This window comes from Foliimonas ilicis, assembly GCF_039939195.1.
GTDB classification, from domain to species: Bacteria; Pseudomonadota; Alphaproteobacteria; order Rhizobiales; family Rhizobiaceae; genus Foliimonas; species Foliimonas ilicis.
The window spans coordinates 959,150-975,613 of the sequence record NZ_JBDUUH010000001.1 but is presented as its reverse complement, the minus strand read 5'-3'; the positions used below and the strand labels follow the sequence as shown (position 1 = coordinate 975,613).

The following is a 16,464-nucleotide window of genomic DNA, read 5'->3' as shown; positions in this document are numbered from 1 at the left end:
CCCGTTCCCGCTCTCCAAGGATCCTCCCATGTCATATGCTTCCGCCGCCGCAACCGTTCCGGCTGCCCCTTTTGTCCCTGCCGTCGACACGACCCTCGCCATCCATCAGGCAGCGCTTCTCCTTCTCCCTCATCTCGAACGCGGCAATCGCGTTGACGCTGTCGCCCTACGCGGCGCGATGGAAACCGCCTTCGGCGCGTCCGACGCCAGCGGCGCCTGGGACTGGAAAACCGCCTATGAAGCCTGCGAGGCGGCGACCGTCCTCTTCTTACGCAAATACGGAAAGGCGCTTCTCCGCAAAGCCGGGTCTCAGGCCGCCAGCCTGCCGCTGCTGACCAGGATCGCCGGGCTTCTGCCCACCCATACGCGCCGCTCCGAGGAGAGCCAGACCTTCCAGCAGTTCTCGACGCCGATCCCGCTTGGCCTGATCGCAGCGACGGCCGCCGCCATCACGCCTGCCGACCGGGTTCTCGAACCCTCGGCAGGCACAGGTCTCCTCGCTATCCTGGCCGAGATCGCCGGCGGCTCGCTCGTGCTGAACGAGCTGGCGGAAACCCGCGCCAATCTGCTGTCCCACCTCTTTCCGGCCATTTCCGTTACCCGCTTCGACGCAGCCCAGATTCACGATCATCTCGATCCGGCGCTCGTTCCGACTGTCGTGTTGATGAACCCGCCGTTCTCGGTGATGGCGAACGTGTCGAGCCGGATGGCTGATGCCGCCTATCGCCATGTCGCGTCGGCGCTGGCGCGCCTGGCCGATGGCGGGCGGCTGGTGACGATCACCGGTTCGAGCTTCGCACCCGATACGCCGGTCTGGCGGGACGCCTTCGTCCGGCTACAGGAACATAGCCGCGTGGTGTTCACCGCCTCGATCGACGGCTCTGTCTATGCCAAGCACGGCACGACCATCGACACGCGCCTGACCGTCATCGACAAGCTGCCCGCCGATGATCCGGCCGCGTTTCCAGCTTCGCCGGGGATCGCACCGGATGTCGCTACCCTGATCGGCTGGATCGGCGAACATGTCCCGGCGCGCCTGCCGGTCGATACTTCGATCTCAGTTCCTGCCGCTGCTCCGGCCGCCCCGCGCACCGTTCGCGGCTATCTCGCGCGCGCCGCCGCAACCGCGCCGGTACGCGTTGCCGCTGAACCCAAAGGCGTCGAGCTCGCCTATGAGACCGTGGACTGGACCCACGCCGAGGCCGACCGCATCACCGATGCGATTTATGAAGAATACGGTTTACAGGCGATCCGTATTCCCGGCTCTCAGGCTCACCCCACCAAGCTGGTGCAGTCGGCGGCCATGTCCTCGGTCGCACCGCCCAAGCCCAGCTACCGGCCGCGCCTTCCTGCCAACATCGTCACCGACGGCATTCTGTCCGACGCCCAGTTGGAGACGGTGATCTATGCGGGCGAAGCCCATGCGGACTTCCTTGCCGGTTCATGGACGGTGGACGAGACCTTCGATGTCGTCTCGGCTGCGCCTGATGATGCACCAAACGCCGTCCGCTTTCGCCGCGGCTTCATGCTCGGCGACGGCACCGGCGCCGGCAAAGGCCGCCAGTCGGCCGGAATCATCCTCGACAACTGGATGCAGGGCCGTCGCAAGGCCGTGTGGATCTCCAAATCCGACAAGCTGCTCGAAGACGCGCAGCGCGACTGGTCGTCCCTCGGCATGGAGCGCCTGCTGGTCACGCCGCTGTCGCGGTTCCCGCAGGGCAAGGACATCCGGCTGCCGGAAGGCATCCTATTTACAACCTATGCCACGCTACGCTCCGACGAGCGTGGCGAGAAGGTTTCGCGCGTCCGGCAAATCGTCGAATGGTTGGGCTCCGACTTCGATGGAGTGATCATTTTCGACGAGAGCCATGCCATGCAGAACGCCGGTGGCGGCAAGGGTGAGAGGGGCGATGTCGCCGCCTCGCAACAGGGTCGCGCGGGCTTGCGCCTTCAGCACGCCTTGCCGAATGCCCGTATCGTCTACGTCTCGGCGACCGGCGCTACCACCGTCCATAACCTCGCCTATGCCCAGCGGCTCGGCCTGTGGGGCGGCGAGGACTTTCCATTCTCGACGCGGGCCGAGTTCGTCGAAGCGATCGAGGCCGGGGGCGTCGCGGCCATGGAGGTTCTGGCCCGCGATCTGCGGGCGCTCGGTCTCTATGCCGCCCGTTCGCTCTCCTATGACGGCGTCGAATACGAGCTGGTAGAGCATCAGCTCACGCCGGAGCAGACCCGCATCTACGACGCCTATGCCGGGGCCTTCGCCGTCATCCATAACAATCTCGACGCCGCCATGCAGGCCGCCAACATCACCGGCGGCGACAGCGGCTCCGGCACGCTGAACAGGCAGGCGAAGTCGGCAGCCCGCTCGGCCTTCGAGTCTGCCAAGCAGCGCTTCTTCGGCCATCTGCTCACCAGCATGAAGACGCCGACACTGATCCGCTCGATCGAGCGCGATCTGGAAGACGGCCATGCCGCCGTGATCCAGATCGTGTCGACCGGCGAAGCCCTGATGGAACGTCGCCTTGCCGAGCTTCCGGCCGAGGAATGGAACGACGTCCGCGTTGACAACACGCCCAGGGAATATGTCCTGGACTACCTCGCCCATTCCTTTCCAGTGCAGCTCTATGAGCCCTTCACTGACAGCGAGGGCAATCTGTCGTCGCGGCCAGTCTATCGCGACGGCCAGCCCGTCGAAAGCCGCGAAGCCGTCGCCCGCCGCGATCGACTGATCGAGAAACTGGCTTCGCTTCCGCCCGTTCCCGGCGCGCTCGACCAGATCGTCCACCGCTTCGGGACGGATGTGGTGGCCGAGGTGACGGGACGCTCACGGCGCATCGTCCGCAAGACCAGCCCCGGCGGCGTTGATCGTCTCGCCGTCGAGAACCGCGCCGGATCGGCCAATCTCGCGGAAACCGCCGCCTTCATGGATGACCAGAAGCGCATCCTGATCTTCTCGGACGCGGGCGGCACCGGGCGCTCGTATCACGCCGACCTCAATGCGAAGAACCAGCGGCTGCGCATCCACTACCTGCTCGAACCCGGCTGGAAGGCCGATGCCGCGATTCAGGGGCTGGGCCGCACCAACCGGACCAATCAGGCGCAACCACCGCTGTTCCGGCCGATCTCGACCGACGTGAAGGCCGAGAAGCGCTTTCTCTCGACCATCGCCCGCCGCCTCGACACGCTGGGCGCGATCACGCGCGGCCAGCGCCAGACCGGCGGTCAGGGCCTGTTCCGTCCCGAGGACAATCTGGAATCGCATTATGCCCGCGATGCGCTGCGTCAGCTCTATCTCCTGATGGTGCGCGGCAAGGTCGAGGGTTGCTCGCTCCAGACGTTCGAGGACGCCACAGGCCTCAAACTCATGGACGATACCGGCATCAAGGATGAGCTGCCGCCGATCACCACCTTCCTGAACCGGCTGCTGGCGCTTACCATCGATCTGCAGGGCGTGTTGTTCACCGCCTTCGAGCAATTGCTGAACGCCAGGATCGAGGGCGCCATCGCTTCCGGCAGCTACGATGTCGGTCTGGAAACCCTGCGGGCGGAATCGTTCGTCGTCACCGACCGCCAGACGATCCACGTCCATCCCGGCACTGGCGCCGAAGCCCGGCTGCTCACGATCACGCAGCGGGAGCGCAACCATCCGGTGACGCTCGCCGAGGCGCTCGACCAGCTTGCCGATCCTCGCGCGAAGCTTCTCATCAACGAGCGCTCCGGCCGCACCGCCGTACAGATCCCGACCACCAGCGTTATGCTCGACGATGGGGAGATCGAACGGCGCATCCGGCTGATCCGGCCGATGGAGGCGCATAATATCCCGGTCAAGATGATGGGCGAGACCCATTGGGTCGAGGCGGACGAGACCGCATTCACATCCGCGTGGAATGCCGAGGTGGCCGAGGTGCCGGAGTTCGCCGACAGCACCATCCGTGTCGTCAGCGGCCTGCTGCTGCCGATCTGGAAACGCCTGCCAAACGAGTCGACGCGCGTTTACCGCCTCCAGACCGATGACGGCGAGCGCATCGTCGGCCGCCGCGTCTCGCCCGCATGGGTCGCGAGCGCCATGACGACCGGTACATCGACGCTGACCTCTGACGACGCTTTCACCGCGCTGATGGATGGCAAGACCATCCTCGACCTGACCGAGGGCCTCCAGCTTCGGCGCAGCCGCGTCATGGGCGCGAACCGCATCGAACTTTCGGGTTTCACCGACACGATGCGCGATCGCCTGAGCGCCTATGGCCTCTTCCACGAAATCATTTCGTGGAAGCTCAGGATGTTCGTGCCGACAGACGCCAGCGGCCCGGCCATTCTGGCCAAGGTCCTCGAACGCTATCCCGTCCAGCGTATCGGTGAACGGGAGGCGGTGTAAATGGCTCGCCACGACGCATCCGAACTCGCCCAACGTCTCGGCCGGCAGGCCGAGGCGGTGTGTAAGCGCTATCTGTCGAACGGTCATCGCGAGGGCCGTTACTGGCTGATCGGCGATGTGCAGAACACCCCTGGCCGCTCAATGTTCGTGCGCTTGACTGGCCCGGAATCCGGCAAGGGCGCGGCAGGCAAATGGACCGATGCAGCAACGGCCGAACATGGTGACCTGCTCGACGTCATCCGCGAGAGCTGCGGCCTTGTCGACTTCAAGGCCGTTGCCCAGGAAGCCCGCTCCTTCCTTAGCCTGCCGAGGCCTGAACCTGATCCGCAACCCAGACCCCGGCCGGGAAAAGCGCCAGCCGGGTCGCCGGAAGCATCGCGGCGTCTGTTCGCCATGGCGCAGCCGATTGCGGGGACAATCGTGGAAACGCATCTGCGGAAACGCGGCATTACGGCTTTGCACGACGCCGCAAACCTTCGTTTCCACCCCCGTTGCTACTATCGGCCTGAGGGGCATGGCCCCACCGAGACGTGGCCCGCGATGATCGCCGCCGTCACCGACCTTGACGGCGTCCAGACCGGCGCGCATCGCACCTGGCTCCTGCCCGATGGCAGCGACAAAGCCCCTGTCGATACCCCTCGGCGGGCGATGGGCCATCTCCTCGGGCACGGCGTCCGCTTCGGTGTGGCGCAAGATGTCCTGGGGGCCGGCGAAGGGATTGAGACCGTGCTGTCGGCACGCTCGGGTCTGCCCAGAATGCCGATGATGGCGGCGCTCTCGGCGGCACATCTCGCGGCCATCCTGTTCCCGCCGTCGCTGCGGCGGCTCTATATCGTGCGCGATAACGATCCGGCGGGGGATGGCGCGCGAGACAGTCTGGTCGAACGGGCGCGCAGCATCGGGATCGAGGCGGTTGTCCTGTCGCCAGTGCTCGGGGACTTCAATGAGGATATACGCCAGTTCGGCGTGGATGCTCTCCGAGCGGCCTTGCGGGTTCAGATTGTCCCCGAAGACGTCAGCCGGTTTCTCGCACTGTGAAGCGGTATCGGTCACGCCCGGGATAAGCCGCGCAGCAGCTCAAACCTGCCATATCCGGTCAGTGTGTTTCCCTGATGTGTCGGAGGGGCCGCTGCCCACGGCCTTCTGAGAGGGCGATCGGCCATCAAACGCGCCGGAAAGGCAATGGCGGCGCCCGGCTATTTTCCGCCGCGTCCTGCGGACGCTTTGCAGCGCGAAGCAAAATAGCCGGCCTTGGCCATCAAGGCCCTCGCTTTGCTCAGGCTGCCAGTCCGGCCCGCCCGACGGCTTTCGTCGCCTGCGAAGGCCGCGATGGGCGCGGTCAAACCGACAAGGGCGAACACCATGATGACCGAATATGATGACTTGAGCTTAGAGCCGCCGCACACCTCATCCCCTACCGATCACGTCCTCAGCGAACTCCAGCTTTACGGCTACCGTCCGTTTCAGGATGAACCCGACCCAAGGCCGCTTCCCGAAGGCAACACAGTCGCTGGCGCAGTCGCCGACATCTTCAACGCCCTGATCGTCACCCTTGGCGACACCCGCCTTGAACCCGACCTCGACGAGTTGCTGTGGTCGACCGTCAATCTCTTCCACCGCGCCACTGCCCGGATCGAACGCGAACTGGACGATAACGAGCAGGCCCAGCGCCGTGGCCAGAGGGAACAGGACGGCTCAGAGGTGAAGTCCGTCGAGCTTGAGCGCCTGACGGCAGAGGGGCAGACCTTCATTGAGCGACGCAACAGCATGGAACTCTTTCGCGATGTCGCCGCCGAGCAGTTCGAGCGCCACACCGGATCGGCATGGCGGCCGCGCTCAGGGTCGATGGTCAACCACCGCAACCTGACCTCGGCGATGATCGACAGCCGGGACTTCCTCGCCGCCAAGCGCCGGGCCGAAACCGAGGTGATGCTGCCCACAGGTCCCAAGGTCGCCTTCACCGGTGGTCTCGATTTCAACGATCACCGCCTGATCTGGGCCAAGCTCGATCAGGTCCGTGCCAAGTACCCCGATATGGTGCTGTTGCATGGCGGGTCGCCGAAGGGCGCCGAGTTGATCGCGGCGAAGTGGGCTGACAACCGCAAGGTTCCGCAGGTCGCCTTCAAGCCCGACTGGACCAAACATGCGAAGTCGGCGCCGTTCAAGCGCAACGACGCCATGCTCGATGTCCTGCCGGTCGGCGTCATCGTCTTCCCCGGCACCGGGATTCAGGAAAACCTTGCGGACAAGGCCCGCAAGCTCGGCATCCCGGTCATGAAGTACGACGGCGGCGCTTAAAGCGCCGCCGTCCGGCGGCTGGTTCAGCCGCCATTACTTGACTAAGAGCCATATTCTGGCTCCCATAATGCATCCTTGCAGAACCGGCGAAGTAGCATAGTCGCAGGCGGAGCGTATCCTCTGGCAGCCTGTCGTGATCCTCAACCGTTCATGTGGAGGCTTCCATGATCCTGATCCTGCTCGCCATCTCCTTGTCTATCGCGCTTTGCTTCATCGCTTATAACTTCGCCATCTATGCCTTGCCCTTCATGGTGGGGCTGACCGCGTTCCAGTATGTCTATGGAACCGGCGCCGGCTTTCTGATGTCGGGATTCGCAGCCCTTGGCGCAGCGCTTCTCTCGGTCGGCATGGTCATCGTCGTGCTCGGCTTCGCGAAAAATCCTGCCTTGAGGCTCATCGCCCTAGCCATCTTCGCCGTCCCCGCCGCTATCGCCGGCTACGCCCTCGTTTACGGCATCACGAAGAACGCCATCGACTCGATCATCGTACTGAACCTGCTCGGCGGCGCTGGCGGGCTGTTCATCGGCATTGCAGCAATCCTCAATCTCAATGCCCTCGGCGAAGTCGTATTCTCGCGCTAACGGCCGCATGCCATCAGAGAGGCGGAAGAATAAAGCCACCTCATTTCCTCAATCGAACCAAATACGTGCAACGGTGATGACCAATGCGATCCGCTCCGATCGACCTTCTCATGCGTCCCGCGCTGATGTTAAACCTGTCACATGCAGCAGAATCGCTATCATCATCTTGGCTGGCATCACGGCATCGAGTTGTACGAGGCCGCATTCAGCACCCAGACCTTCGGCCGTCACACGCACGAAGGTTTTGCTATCGGCGCTATCACTGAAGGCGCGGGTGGCTATGTCTGCCGTGGCGAAAGCATGGTGTTGCCGGCGGGCTCGCTGTCCCTGATGAACCCCGAAGAACCCCATACCGGCCATGCCGCCGCCGGTCGGGTACGCTACAATATGCTTTATGTCTCCGAAGATGCGGCGCGCACGCTTCTGGGGTTGCGGCATCTAAGCGGCTTTTCCGCCGTCGCGCCACAAGACCGCGGGTTGAGCCTGACCCGGGCGCTGGCGCATCTGGCCAGGTGCCTGAACACTGGAGCGATGACCGATTGGCGGATCGCTCTCGAAGAAGCCATCCATGATGTGCTGGCGCAGGCTTTCACTCATTATGGCGGGGCCGCATTACGCTCGGCGGGACGGGAGCCTGCTGCCGTCAGACTTCTCCGCGAGCGAATCAGGGGCGGCGTCGACGCCGGAGAGGCGTTGACAGTGGCCGAACTGGCGGCGGAGGCCAGATTGAACGTGTCCTATCTGATCCGCAGCGTCAAACGCGCGACCGGCCTCACGCCCCATGCCCTTGTCATGCAGGCCCGTGTGGATCGCGCGCGCCGTATGCTGCTGGACGGTGCCCCAGCGGCCGAAGCGGCCGTCACGTCGGGTTTCTACGATCAAGCACATCTCATCCGGCATTTTCGCCGCCATTACGGCGTGACGCCGGGTGCGCTGATCCATCACTGAAAGGTCAATTTGATCCAATCATAGCGGAGATCATCCGTGTCAGAGCGTTCCGGAAAAGGATCGTTCTCCATGTCGTTCAAGCCCGTTATCATCCTCGCCGAAGACTTGCCCCTGGGGCTCAAGACCAATTTCGCCGCCGTCCTCGGCATGACCCTCGGCCAGTTGCGTCCCGACCTGGTGGGAGCAGCGACCCCTACGCAGGACGGCGTGACACTTACCGGCATCACCAGCGTCGCGCTGCCGGTTCTCGGCGCCGCCGCTGCCGATCTGCCCGCACTCTTCCTTGCTGCCGGAGATTTGCCGATCCGGTTGGCCTATATGCGCCCGGCTTTCGAGGCGAGGGATTATGCGGACTATGCTGCCCGCATCGCCTCCGCTCCGCTGGCGGAGCACGCGCCACAGGCGATCCTGCTCGGCGGCCCGCGCAAGGCAGTGGATCGCATTTGCGGTCGCCTGCCGCTGTTGCGCTAAGGCCATGCCGCCTTTCGAGACGCTTCTTGCCATGACCGGTTTCGCGCTGGCCGCCTCCGCGACACCGGGGCCGGTCAACATCATCGGAGCCATGACTGGTGCACGCTATGGCGCCGCGCGAGCGATAGCATTCGTGACAGGCGCAACCACGAGCTTCCTCGTGCTCTTTCTGACGCTCGGCACTGGCATGCTGGCGGGGACCGGCTGGATGTTGGCGCTTGCCCGCCCGATGACCCTGATCGGCAGCGTCTATCTGCTGTGGATGGCCTGGGGTCTGCTAAGCGATGACGGCGCCCTCAAGCCGCACGATCTGCCTCGTGCGCCCGGCTTCTGGTCGGGCGCGCTTGTGCAGGGCCTGAACCCGAAGGCATGGCTCGCGGTATTCTCGTCTCTCGCGGCTTTCGTGCTGCCGCTTCCCGATCGTGTGACCGGGCTGGTCGTCTTCGCTACGTTGTTCGGCCTGATCTGCTGGCTGTCCCTGATGCTCTGGGCCTGGGGCGGAGCGCGGATCGGTCAGGGGCGGATACGCCTCTTCAACCGCCTGATGGCGTTAGCGCTCGTACTTTCGGTCGCATGGATGTTGGCCAGCGCATTCATGTGACGCCGTCCGATGGTCCTTGACCGCTCAAAACCATCTTCGGGACTCCCCGGCAAGCGTGCTCAGGCGTTCCGGCCCCCGCTCGACAACGAGATCGTAGCGGCTAATCGACAGTGTACGTCACTCCTGGTCTTGCTTGGTCCGGAAAGGGAAGATCACCATTGCGGACGACTTTCAGGGGCAGCCAGGGTTGTTGCCTTGCTGGCCCAATACGTTGGGCCGCGATGACCGGAAGGCGAACCACATTCCTTCTCGCATGCTGGCGTCGGCATCGGGCAATTGAAGGCAATGCGGCGCCTTTCACCTTCTCCCAATGCCCTCCCCTGCCCCAAGACCTGCCATCCATGAAGGTTAAGCGTGGGCCGCGAGAGGATGAACGAATCCGGCTGCCCCTGTCGACGCGAGTTCAGGCGCTCTGTCTCGATGACGAATGCCGGCAAGGACGAAGGTTCCGCTGATTGCCCCGATTGGCTTTGCCGAAGGACATATCCCTCCGACTGACTGATCCCCTAAGACCGTTCGATTTCCACCAGCAACCCCCGCAGCGCCGGACCGTGTTGCCGCGCAAGCGCGCCTGCCCGCTCCACTCCGGGCTTTAGGGGTCAAGTCGCCGCCGAGGCGTCGATGCGGGTGTCTCCCGACGTCCTTGGCCGGGTCTCGTCGGAGGGACGGTCCCTCGGACTGAAGCAACGGAGACATCAAATGCAGAACATCGTCATTCTCGCCGGCAATATCGGCCAGGAGCCCGAAACCCGCAACACCCAGGGCGGCACCGGCATCACCCACTTCACGCTGGCCACCTCGCGCCCCCGCTACTCGGAAGGCAAGGTCGTCCGGGACGAAAACGGCTACCGGGTGCAGGACACCGAATGGCACCGCATCACCGCCTTCAACGGTCTCGGCAAGACGATCCAGCAATATTGCGAGAAGGGCATGAAGGTTCTGGTTCGCGGCCGCATCCACTACACTAAATGGACCGACCAGCAGGGCAACGACCGCTACGGCTGCGAAATCATCGCCGAGACGGTCGATTTCCTCAGCCGGGCCAAGCAGGCCCAGAACGACGACGGCAAGTTCATCGACGACGATGACATCCCGTTCTGAGCGGGAGCCGGATAACCCGGCGGCGCAAGCCGCCAGGTCTTCATTTACTCTTCATCCCGGCTCTTACCCGCAAGAGATGCTGGTGATCAGACGCGAGTCGTTGTCGTAAGCGACATTCATTCGCTCGCGGTCGAGATCCGAAGTCACCGCGCAAGTCGAGCACGCCATGCGCCAGACCGCATCAGCCGGCTTTCCCGGCAGCGCATCGAGCGACTGCCCGACCAGGTGCTGGAACTGGGAGGCCCGGCACTGGTCGCCGTAATAGTAGCGCATGGGCTGCCCCTCGATCTCGGCGATCCAGACACCCGAAATGCCCGGATGGTTGCGGATTGTCGAGTTCTCTGGCGCCCAATAGGTGAAGGGCGGAACAGGATCCGACTCCATCACCACCTTGGGCGCGGCCAGTTCGATCTCAGCCAGTGGCGCCTCTTGCGCTAAACCGCAAGCAATCAACGCCAGCATAGCCGCGATGCTCGTGGTCAACATTCCTGCTTGTGAAAGGACACGCATTCAAACCTCACCAAGGCCAAGTTCATGTCTCGAATAGAAATAGGGCATTGTCGAGATTCGACCGGTGATGACCGTCCGTCGAATTAGACATGCTCTCCACCTGTCGGCGACGCCCGGCTGGATCGGCCCATGGCCATCGCAGGGCGACCGAATCAGTCGGAGTTTGTTTCTTCCTCCATCCAACCCAGACCGACGATTTTGGGTCGCTATTTCTGCATACTCCGACTATAATAGCCGTAGTTGTGGCGTGACGGTTGGTGCTGGTGGGAGGTGATCATGAATGATCACCGCCCGACAAACACGGGCCGCGCGCGCACTGCTGGGCTGGACACAGGAGATGCTCGCGGACAGGGCCAGAGTATCGCTGACCGCGCTCAAACGCATGGAGTCGGCGACCGGCCTTCGCGTGTTTGAAAGCACCAGCGATCAGGTGCGCAGAGCGTTGGAGGCTGAAGGCATCGCCTTCATCAACTCGGGACGCAATGAAGGGGTCATGATCGTCGATGAGCAGGAAGCGGCAAAACGCGGATAGTTTCGATTGCTGCTTTGCTTCTTGCGGCACAATGACCTTCATCCGTCACAATGCCGATCTAAGATCATTCTCCGACCAACAACCACAATGAAGACATCGGCGCCCTCGATGCTGAAACTCGACTATCGCGAGCAGGCCCCGGAAGGTTCGGCGCTCACCGAATATGACCGCCAACACGTCAAGCTTTACATGCGGCTGCTCGATGCAGAGAAAGACGGCGCCTCCTGGCAGGAAGCCGTAGCCGTTCTGTTCGGCATCTGCCCCGTAGCGGAGCCGGATCGCGCGCGCCGCGTTCACGACAGCCATCTCTCGCGCGCCCACTGGATGACCGAATACGGCTATCGGCAACTGCGAAGAGGCTTGCCACACTAAGCGCCCGCCGCCGCCTCCCGTTGTCACAGCGACAACACCCGTTGCCTTCCGCTGACCTATACACGTCATCGAATCCCCGGAATCAATTCCCGCAGAGCGTGTATTCAATGCGTATGGGGAGGAAACTCATGGTGCCCGATACAAGAGAATGGCGGACATCATCGGAATATGACTTCATGGATGAAGTCGATACGGACAATCTCGCCTGGGAATGCCTGCGCCGCAACGAGGGCTATCAGAAAGACTTCTCAACTTCTTTAGCTCCCGCGCTGACCCAGAGCAAACAGGTCGAAGCCATCCGGACCCGCTGGGGTTTGCGATTTCCCCGCCCGTCCCAGCCTCACCGGCCTGGAACAGACCGTATTCTGGACGCCTGAAGCCGACAGCAGCGTCCTGCACATCGGCCCGTCGCCAGACATGGCCCTCACCCAGCCGCGGTTGCCTTCGGATCTTTTCCCGTCTCGTACAGGACCAGCCATTGAGGGGCTGCATCTGTCATACGCCACTGAGACCGGACATATTCACCTGATCCTGATGGACGGCCTCGGGTCGGATCAGCCGATCAGCGCCCATGTTCCTCTCGATGCTCTCGGCCTCGACCGGATCGAAGCCCTGACGAGACTATGGCGCAGCCTGCATGGCCACAAGACGCCGCCGAATAGCCGGATGACAGCGCAGCAGCGGCGCAGGCTGAAAAACATGCTGCGCGCCGTCGACGGACGCCTGAACGACGCCGACTACCGCGAAATCGCCGAAGTCATCTTCGGGGTCGAACGCGTCGCCGCCGAGCCCTGGAAAACATCTGCTCTGCGTGACGCAGTCATTGATCTGGTCAAGGACGGCTTCGCCATGATCGACGGGGGCTATCGCAGGCTCCTGCGCCATCGCCGCCGATTCTAACCTTTCCCGCGATCAGGGGTGTGCGATTTTAGCCCCCTCAAGTTCGCACTCCCCCCAGCCAATTCTTCTTCGCCATCGTGGCCCTCGTTCGCCGCTGATCCGCCAGCGGCTCCAGAGAAAACCACGGAGGCCACCTTGAAATACGATCTCCCCACAATCCCGCCCCGCTTTTTCCGCACCAAGGAAGCGGCCGCGTTCCTCAGCCTGTCGGCCCGCACCCTCGAAAAGCATCGCACCTACGGCACAGGACCGGCCTATCGCAAACTGGGCGGCCGCGTCGTCTATTCCATCGAAGAACTCGAAGCCTGGGCCGAGCGCGGGGCCGTAACCTCGACGTCTGATCCGCGTGGCAGCGTCCTGCCCGCGAAACGGCATGAGCCCGCACCGGCGCATGCCGGCCGCCACGCCCGCTGATCCCTGCGGTTCCCTCAATGACGGCGCGGCATCGCCCATCCCCGGAGCGCGGACAGCTCGATCTGTTCCACGCGCTCCCCGGCGACTTCGCGCCACGAGACGCGCAGGATCTCATGGCCTATCCCTTCTTCTCCCTCTCCAAGAGCCACCGCACCGCGCCGATCGATTTCGTCGCGGGCGATGTGTCGATCCGTGTCGAGGCCGTCCCAGATCATGGCATGGCCACCATCTGGGACGCCGACATCCTGATCTGGGTAGCAAGCCAGATCGTCGAGGCGCGAGACAAGGGTCTGCGCACCTCGCGCCTCATGGCCGCCACGCCCTATGAAATCCTCAACTTCATCGGTCGCGGCGTCTCTATGCGCGATTACCAGCGCCTGAAGGCGGCGCTCGACCGCCTCCAGTCGACCACAGTCGCCACATCGATCCGCCAGCCTGCCGAGGGCCGCCGCCACCGTTTCTCCTGGATCAATGAATGGCAGGAGCGCACGGACCGCTACGGCAAGCCCGCCGGACTCGAACTGATCGTACCGGACTGGTTCTATCGTGCGGTCCTTGATGATGCGCTCGTTCTCACCATCGACCGGACCTATTTCGACCTGACTGGCGGCCTCGATCGCTGGCTCTACCGCCTGGTGCGCAAGCATGGTGGCAAGCAGAAGAATGGCTGGCGTTTCGACTTCCGGCATCTGCACCAGAAGTCTGGCAGCCTGTCGCCGTTCAAGCGCTTCGCCTTCGAGCTGCGCAACATCATCCAGCGCCAGCCGCTGCCCGGCTACACGCTGTTTCTCGAGGTCGAGATCGGCGGCCGTCTGCTGCTCGCCTTCGAGCCTTCGCAGCCCTGTGGACAACCTGTGGATAGCCTCGTGCTATCAGGAACCCGACCTATCGTGCTATCGGGAACCGGAGGCTCGTGCTATCGGGAACCCAAACAGGGTATAAGCCACAGTAATAAAAGACGAAATCGCGCCCTTAACTTAGAGTCTAACAAAGAGTCTAACCTTAAAGAGCGCGCGCGCGATGTGGAAAACATCGCCGAGAGGTCCGAAGAAGGCCTCAAATCATCATCCAAAATCGATGATACGCCCCTTACGTCTTTCCGTAAATCCATAAGCCGCGCCTCTTCATCTTCCCACCCCAGGCAACTGCCTTTCGGCGATGAGCCGGGAGGTGCGGAATGATCGTCGCGCTCCTCAATCAAAAAGGCGGTGTCGGCAAGACGACGCTGGCGCTGCATCTCGCTGGCCAATGGGCGCGTGAGGGCAAGCGCGTCACCCTGATCGATGCCGATCCCCAAGGCTCGGCGCTCGACTGGTCGCAGCAGCGCAGCCGCGAGGGCCTGCCACGCCTGTTCGGCGTCGTCGGCCTGGCGCGCGACACGCTGCACCGAGAGGCGCCGGAGCTCGCCCGTGATGCTGATCACATCGTCATCGACGGGCCTCCGCGGGTCGCCGGTCTTATGCGCTCGGCACTGCTCGCCGCCGATCTCGTCCTGATCCCGGTGCAACCGTCCCCGTTCGACGGTTGGGCGTCGGCCGAGATGCTGGCGCTGCTCGCCGAGGCGCGCATCTACCGTCCGCAGCTCGTCGCGCGCTTCGTGCTCAACCGCTGCGGCGCCCGCACCGTCATCGCCCGCGATACGGCCGAGGCGCTTGCCGAGCACGATCCACCGTTGCTCGCAGCGACCATCGGCCAGCGCGTCGCCTTCGCCGACACGGCACAGTCCGGCCGCCTCGTATTCGAGGCCGAGCAGGACAACATGGCCGCCCGCGAGATCGCTGCCTTCACCGCGGAAGTGGGGAGGCTGGCGCCATGAATCTCCCCGCACATTCCATCATCGCCGGCGACTGCCGTGTCCTCATGCCGGCGCACGGCCCGTTCGACATAATTTTCGCCGATCCGCCCTATGGCGACACGTCGCTCGCCTGGGATCGCCGTGTCGAGGGCTGGCTGCCGCTCGCCAGGGCGGCGTTGCGACCGTCCGGGTCGATGTGGGTGTTCGGCTCGCTGCGCTGCTTCATAGCAATCGCCGCCGCGTTCGATGACGCCGGTTTGAAATACGCCCAGGAGATCGTCTGGGAGAAGCAGAACGGCTCCGGCTTTCACGCCGATCGCTTCAAGCGCGTCCACGAACTCGTCGTGCAGTTCTACCGCAGCGACGCCCCGTGGGGCTCGGTCTACAACGTCGTGCAAACCACGCCCGACGCGACAGCGCGCACCGTCCGGCGCAAGAAACGCCCGCCCCATACCGGCCATATCGATGCCGGCCACTATGTCAGCGAGAACGGCGGGCCGCGCCTGATGCGTTCGGTCATCTATGCCCGCAATGCGCATAGCCGCGCCATTCGTCCGACCGAAAAGCCGTCCGGCCTAATCGAGATCCTCGTCCGCACGAGCTGCCCGCCGGGCGGACTTGTCGGCGACTGGTTCGCCGGTTCGGGCTCAGCGGGCGAGGCCTGCCGCTTCTCTGGCCGGCGTTACATCGGCTGCGAACTCGATCCGGACATGGCGCGCAAGGCCGTGGACCGCATCGCAGCCCTTCTGCCGCTCACGGCGGGAGACAGGCCATGACGAAGTCTCCGCACAGGCGCGGCTTCGTAGCCCGCCCGACTGATCCCGACCAATGGATCAAGGCCGCCGATCGATCCCCGTCGGCCCCATCGTCTGCGCCATCATCGAGCTCCGGCTACACCGCCCGGCTGACCATCGACGTCACACCCGACCTGCGCGGCCGCATCAAGATCGCCGCCTTCCAGCGCGGCGTCACCGTCGCCGACATGCTGCGCGAGATGCTCGCCCGCGAGTTCCCCCAACCATCAGGAGACCCTTCATGACCGGCATCGCGGCACCCCGCATGCGCGGCGGCCCGATGCCGTCGCCCGCACCATCCGACCGTCTCACACATGTCGAGCTGACATGGGTGGAAAAGCAGATCGAATACTGGATCAGGTTCGGCGAGTGCGCACAGGAAACGATCCTCGATCGCCGCCGCCGTGTCCTTTCCTTCCGGCCGGACACGATCTTCGCCTTCGTCCGCTGGGCCTCCAACGATTACGGCACGATCATCTCGCGCATCGACATCGTGCGCGCGACAGAGCCCGGCGAGACCTACCAGACACTGCCCTTCGTGCGCCCCGGCGGCGACATCCTGCTCAAGATCGAGGGCTGGCCGAAGGTCGAGCGCGTGCTCCAACTGATCGACGCCATCGAGGCGATGAAGCTCGATCCGGTCGACGCAGCGCCCGACTACTGGCGGCATGTTCACAACCGACTGACTGCCGGACAAGAGCCGCGCAGCTACACAAGCGATCAACACCATGCGTGGCTCAAGCGCCGGAGGATCGCGCCATGACCAACC

Annotated in this window: 19 protein-coding genes; 18 read left to right on the top strand and 1 reads right to left on the bottom strand. The window is 63.8% G+C overall.

Going from position 1 to position 16,464, the window contains the following annotated elements; genetic code table 11:
• Positions 1–28: 28 nt before the first annotated feature.
• From ABFT80_RS04910 to ABFT80_RS04875, 8 genes are all read left to right on the top strand, one after another.
• Positions 29–4,378: a strawberry notch-like NTP hydrolase domain-containing protein gene (locus ABFT80_RS04910; RefSeq protein ID WP_347970702.1), complete on the top strand. Its 4,350-nt coding sequence runs from the start codon at positions 29–31 to the stop codon at positions 4,376–4,378.
• Positions 4,379–5,416: a DUF7146 domain-containing protein gene (locus tag ABFT80_RS04905; protein ID WP_347970701.1), complete on the top strand. Its 1,038-nt coding sequence runs from the start codon at positions 4,379–4,381 to the stop codon at positions 5,414–5,416.
• Between the two features lie 324 nt (positions 5,417–5,740).
• Positions 5,741–6,676, top strand: coding sequence for a DUF2493 domain-containing protein (locus tag ABFT80_RS04900; protein ID WP_347970700.1), 936 nt, complete (start codon positions 5,741–5,743; stop codon positions 6,674–6,676).
• A 164-nt stretch (positions 6,677–6,840) separates the two neighbouring features.
• Positions 6,841–7,257: a hypothetical protein gene (locus tag ABFT80_RS04895; protein ID WP_347970699.1), complete on the top strand. Its 417-nt coding sequence runs from the start codon at positions 6,841–6,843 to the stop codon at positions 7,255–7,257.
• 141 nt (positions 7,258–7,398) lie between these two features.
• Positions 7,399–8,205: an AraC family transcriptional regulator gene (locus ABFT80_RS04890; protein WP_347970698.1), complete on the top strand. Its 807-nt coding sequence runs from the start codon at positions 7,399–7,401 to the stop codon at positions 8,203–8,205.
• A 36-nt stretch (positions 8,206–8,241) separates the two neighbouring features.
• The gene (locus tag ABFT80_RS04885; protein WP_347970697.1) at positions 8,242–8,676 is read left to right on the top strand and encodes a DUF2000 domain-containing protein; all 435 of its coding nucleotides are present in this window, start codon (positions 8,242–8,244) and stop codon (positions 8,674–8,676) included.
• A gap of 4 nt (positions 8,677–8,680) precedes the next feature.
• The gene (locus ABFT80_RS04880) at positions 8,681–9,277 is read left to right on the top strand and encodes a LysE family translocator (protein WP_347970696.1); all 597 of its coding nucleotides are present in this window, start codon (positions 8,681–8,683) and stop codon (positions 9,275–9,277) included.
• Between the two features lie 699 nt (positions 9,278–9,976).
• Positions 9,977–10,378 (top strand): single-stranded DNA-binding protein, encoded by a 402-nt coding sequence (locus ABFT80_RS04875; protein WP_347970695.1) that lies wholly within the window; start codon positions 9,977–9,979, stop codon positions 10,376–10,378.
• Between the two features lie 63 nt (positions 10,379–10,441).
• On the opposite strand, the gene ABFT80_RS04870 is transcribed toward ABFT80_RS04875, so the two are convergent.
• Positions 10,442–10,888, bottom strand: a complete 447-nt coding sequence (locus ABFT80_RS04870; protein WP_347970694.1) for a hypothetical protein — start codon at positions 10,886–10,888, stop codon at positions 10,442–10,444.
• Positions 10,889–11,168: 280 nt separating this feature from the next.
• On the opposite strand from ABFT80_RS04870, the gene ABFT80_RS04865 reads away from it, so the two are divergent.
• The 10 genes from ABFT80_RS04865 to ABFT80_RS04820 all read left to right on the top strand — a co-directional run bounded on the left by ABFT80_RS04865 (position 11,169) and on the right by ABFT80_RS04820 (position 16,458).
• Positions 11,169–11,420, top strand: coding sequence for a helix-turn-helix transcriptional regulator (locus ABFT80_RS04865; RefSeq protein WP_347970693.1), 252 nt, complete (start codon positions 11,169–11,171; stop codon positions 11,418–11,420).
• Between the two features lie 108 nt (positions 11,421–11,528).
• Entirely contained in the window at positions 11,529–11,792 is a 264-nt protein-coding gene (locus ABFT80_RS04860) for a DNA -binding domain-containing protein (RefSeq protein ID WP_347970847.1), read from the top strand.
• Between the two features lie 128 nt (positions 11,793–11,920).
• On the top strand, positions 11,921–12,169 hold the full coding sequence (locus ABFT80_RS04855) for a transcriptional regulator domain-containing protein (protein WP_347970692.1): 249 nt from the start codon (positions 11,921–11,923) through the stop codon (positions 12,167–12,169).
• Positions 12,170–12,209: 40 nt separating this feature from the next.
• Positions 12,210–12,692 carry a DUF2285 domain-containing protein gene (locus ABFT80_RS04850; RefSeq protein ID WP_347970691.1) on the top strand — a complete coding sequence of 161 codons (483 nt, stop codon included), beginning with the start codon at positions 12,210–12,212 and terminating at the stop codon, positions 12,690–12,692.
• A gap of 135 nt (positions 12,693–12,827) precedes the next feature.
• Complete coding sequence (locus tag ABFT80_RS04845) at positions 12,828–13,106, top strand: helix-turn-helix transcriptional regulator (RefSeq protein ID WP_347970690.1); 279 nt, start codon at positions 12,828–12,830, stop codon at positions 13,104–13,106.
• 17 nt (positions 13,107–13,123) lie between these two features.
• Positions 13,124–14,287 carry a replication initiator protein A gene (locus tag ABFT80_RS04840; RefSeq protein ID WP_347970689.1) on the top strand — a complete coding sequence of 388 codons (1,164 nt, stop codon included), beginning with the start codon at positions 13,124–13,126 and terminating at the stop codon, positions 14,285–14,287.
• Positions 14,284–14,922 (top strand): ParA family partition ATPase, encoded by a 639-nt coding sequence (gene parA, locus ABFT80_RS04835; RefSeq protein WP_347970688.1) that lies wholly within the window; start codon positions 14,284–14,286, stop codon positions 14,920–14,922. Before ABFT80_RS04840 ends, parA begins: the two co-directional genes overlap by 4 nt.
• Positions 14,919–15,677, top strand: a complete 759-nt coding sequence (locus tag ABFT80_RS04830) for a DNA-methyltransferase (RefSeq protein WP_347970687.1) — start codon at positions 14,919–14,921, stop codon at positions 15,675–15,677. The genes parA and ABFT80_RS04830 overlap by 4 nt, the downstream gene beginning before the upstream one ends.
• Positions 15,674–15,940 carry a hypothetical protein gene (locus tag ABFT80_RS04825; protein ID WP_347970686.1) on the top strand — a complete coding sequence of 89 codons (267 nt, stop codon included), beginning with the start codon at positions 15,674–15,676 and terminating at the stop codon, positions 15,938–15,940. The genes ABFT80_RS04830 and ABFT80_RS04825 overlap by 4 nt, the downstream gene beginning before the upstream one ends.
• Entirely contained in the window at positions 15,937–16,458 is a 522-nt protein-coding gene (locus ABFT80_RS04820) for a DUF2840 domain-containing protein (RefSeq protein WP_347970685.1), read from the top strand. Before ABFT80_RS04825 ends, ABFT80_RS04820 begins: the two co-directional genes overlap by 4 nt.
• Positions 16,459–16,464: the final 6 nt, after the last annotated feature.

Coding starts and splice junctions, on each gene's coding strand:
- ABFT80_RS04910 (WP_347970702.1), top strand. CDS start 29: ATGTCATATGCTTCCGCCGCCGCAACCGTTCCGGCTGCCCCTTTTGTC.
- ABFT80_RS04905 (WP_347970701.1), top strand. CDS start 4,379: ATGGCTCGCCACGACGCATCCGAACTCGCCCAACGTCTCGGCCGGCAG.
- ABFT80_RS04900 (WP_347970700.1), top strand. CDS start 5,741: ATGATGACCGAATATGATGACTTGAGCTTAGAGCCGCCGCACACCTCA.
- ABFT80_RS04895 (WP_347970699.1), top strand. CDS start 6,841: ATGATCCTGATCCTGCTCGCCATCTCCTTGTCTATCGCGCTTTGCTTC.
- ABFT80_RS04890 (WP_347970698.1), top strand. CDS start 7,399: ATGCAGCAGAATCGCTATCATCATCTTGGCTGGCATCACGGCATCGAG.
- ABFT80_RS04880 (WP_347970696.1), top strand. CDS start 8,681: ATGCCGCCTTTCGAGACGCTTCTTGCCATGACCGGTTTCGCGCTGGCC.
- ABFT80_RS04875 (WP_347970695.1), top strand. CDS start 9,977: ATGCAGAACATCGTCATTCTCGCCGGCAATATCGGCCAGGAGCCCGAA.
- ABFT80_RS04870 (WP_347970694.1), bottom strand. CDS start 10,888: ATGCGTGTCCTTTCACAAGCAGGAATGTTGACCACGAGCATCGCGGCT.
- ABFT80_RS04865 (WP_347970693.1), top strand. CDS start 11,169: ATGATCACCGCCCGACAAACACGGGCCGCGCGCGCACTGCTGGGCTGG.
- ABFT80_RS04860 (WP_347970847.1), top strand. CDS start 11,529: ATGCTGAAACTCGACTATCGCGAGCAGGCCCCGGAAGGTTCGGCGCTC.
- ABFT80_RS04855 (WP_347970692.1), top strand. CDS start 11,921: ATGGTGCCCGATACAAGAGAATGGCGGACATCATCGGAATATGACTTC.
- ABFT80_RS04850 (WP_347970691.1), top strand. CDS start 12,210: ATGGCCCTCACCCAGCCGCGGTTGCCTTCGGATCTTTTCCCGTCTCGT.
- ABFT80_RS04840 (WP_347970689.1), top strand. CDS start 13,124: ATGACGGCGCGGCATCGCCCATCCCCGGAGCGCGGACAGCTCGATCTG.
- parA (WP_347970688.1), top strand. CDS start 14,284: ATGATCGTCGCGCTCCTCAATCAAAAAGGCGGTGTCGGCAAGACGACG.
- ABFT80_RS04830 (WP_347970687.1), top strand. CDS start 14,919: ATGAATCTCCCCGCACATTCCATCATCGCCGGCGACTGCCGTGTCCTC.
- ABFT80_RS04825 (WP_347970686.1), top strand. CDS start 15,674: ATGACGAAGTCTCCGCACAGGCGCGGCTTCGTAGCCCGCCCGACTGAT.
- ABFT80_RS04820 (WP_347970685.1), top strand. CDS start 15,937: ATGACCGGCATCGCGGCACCCCGCATGCGCGGCGGCCCGATGCCGTCG.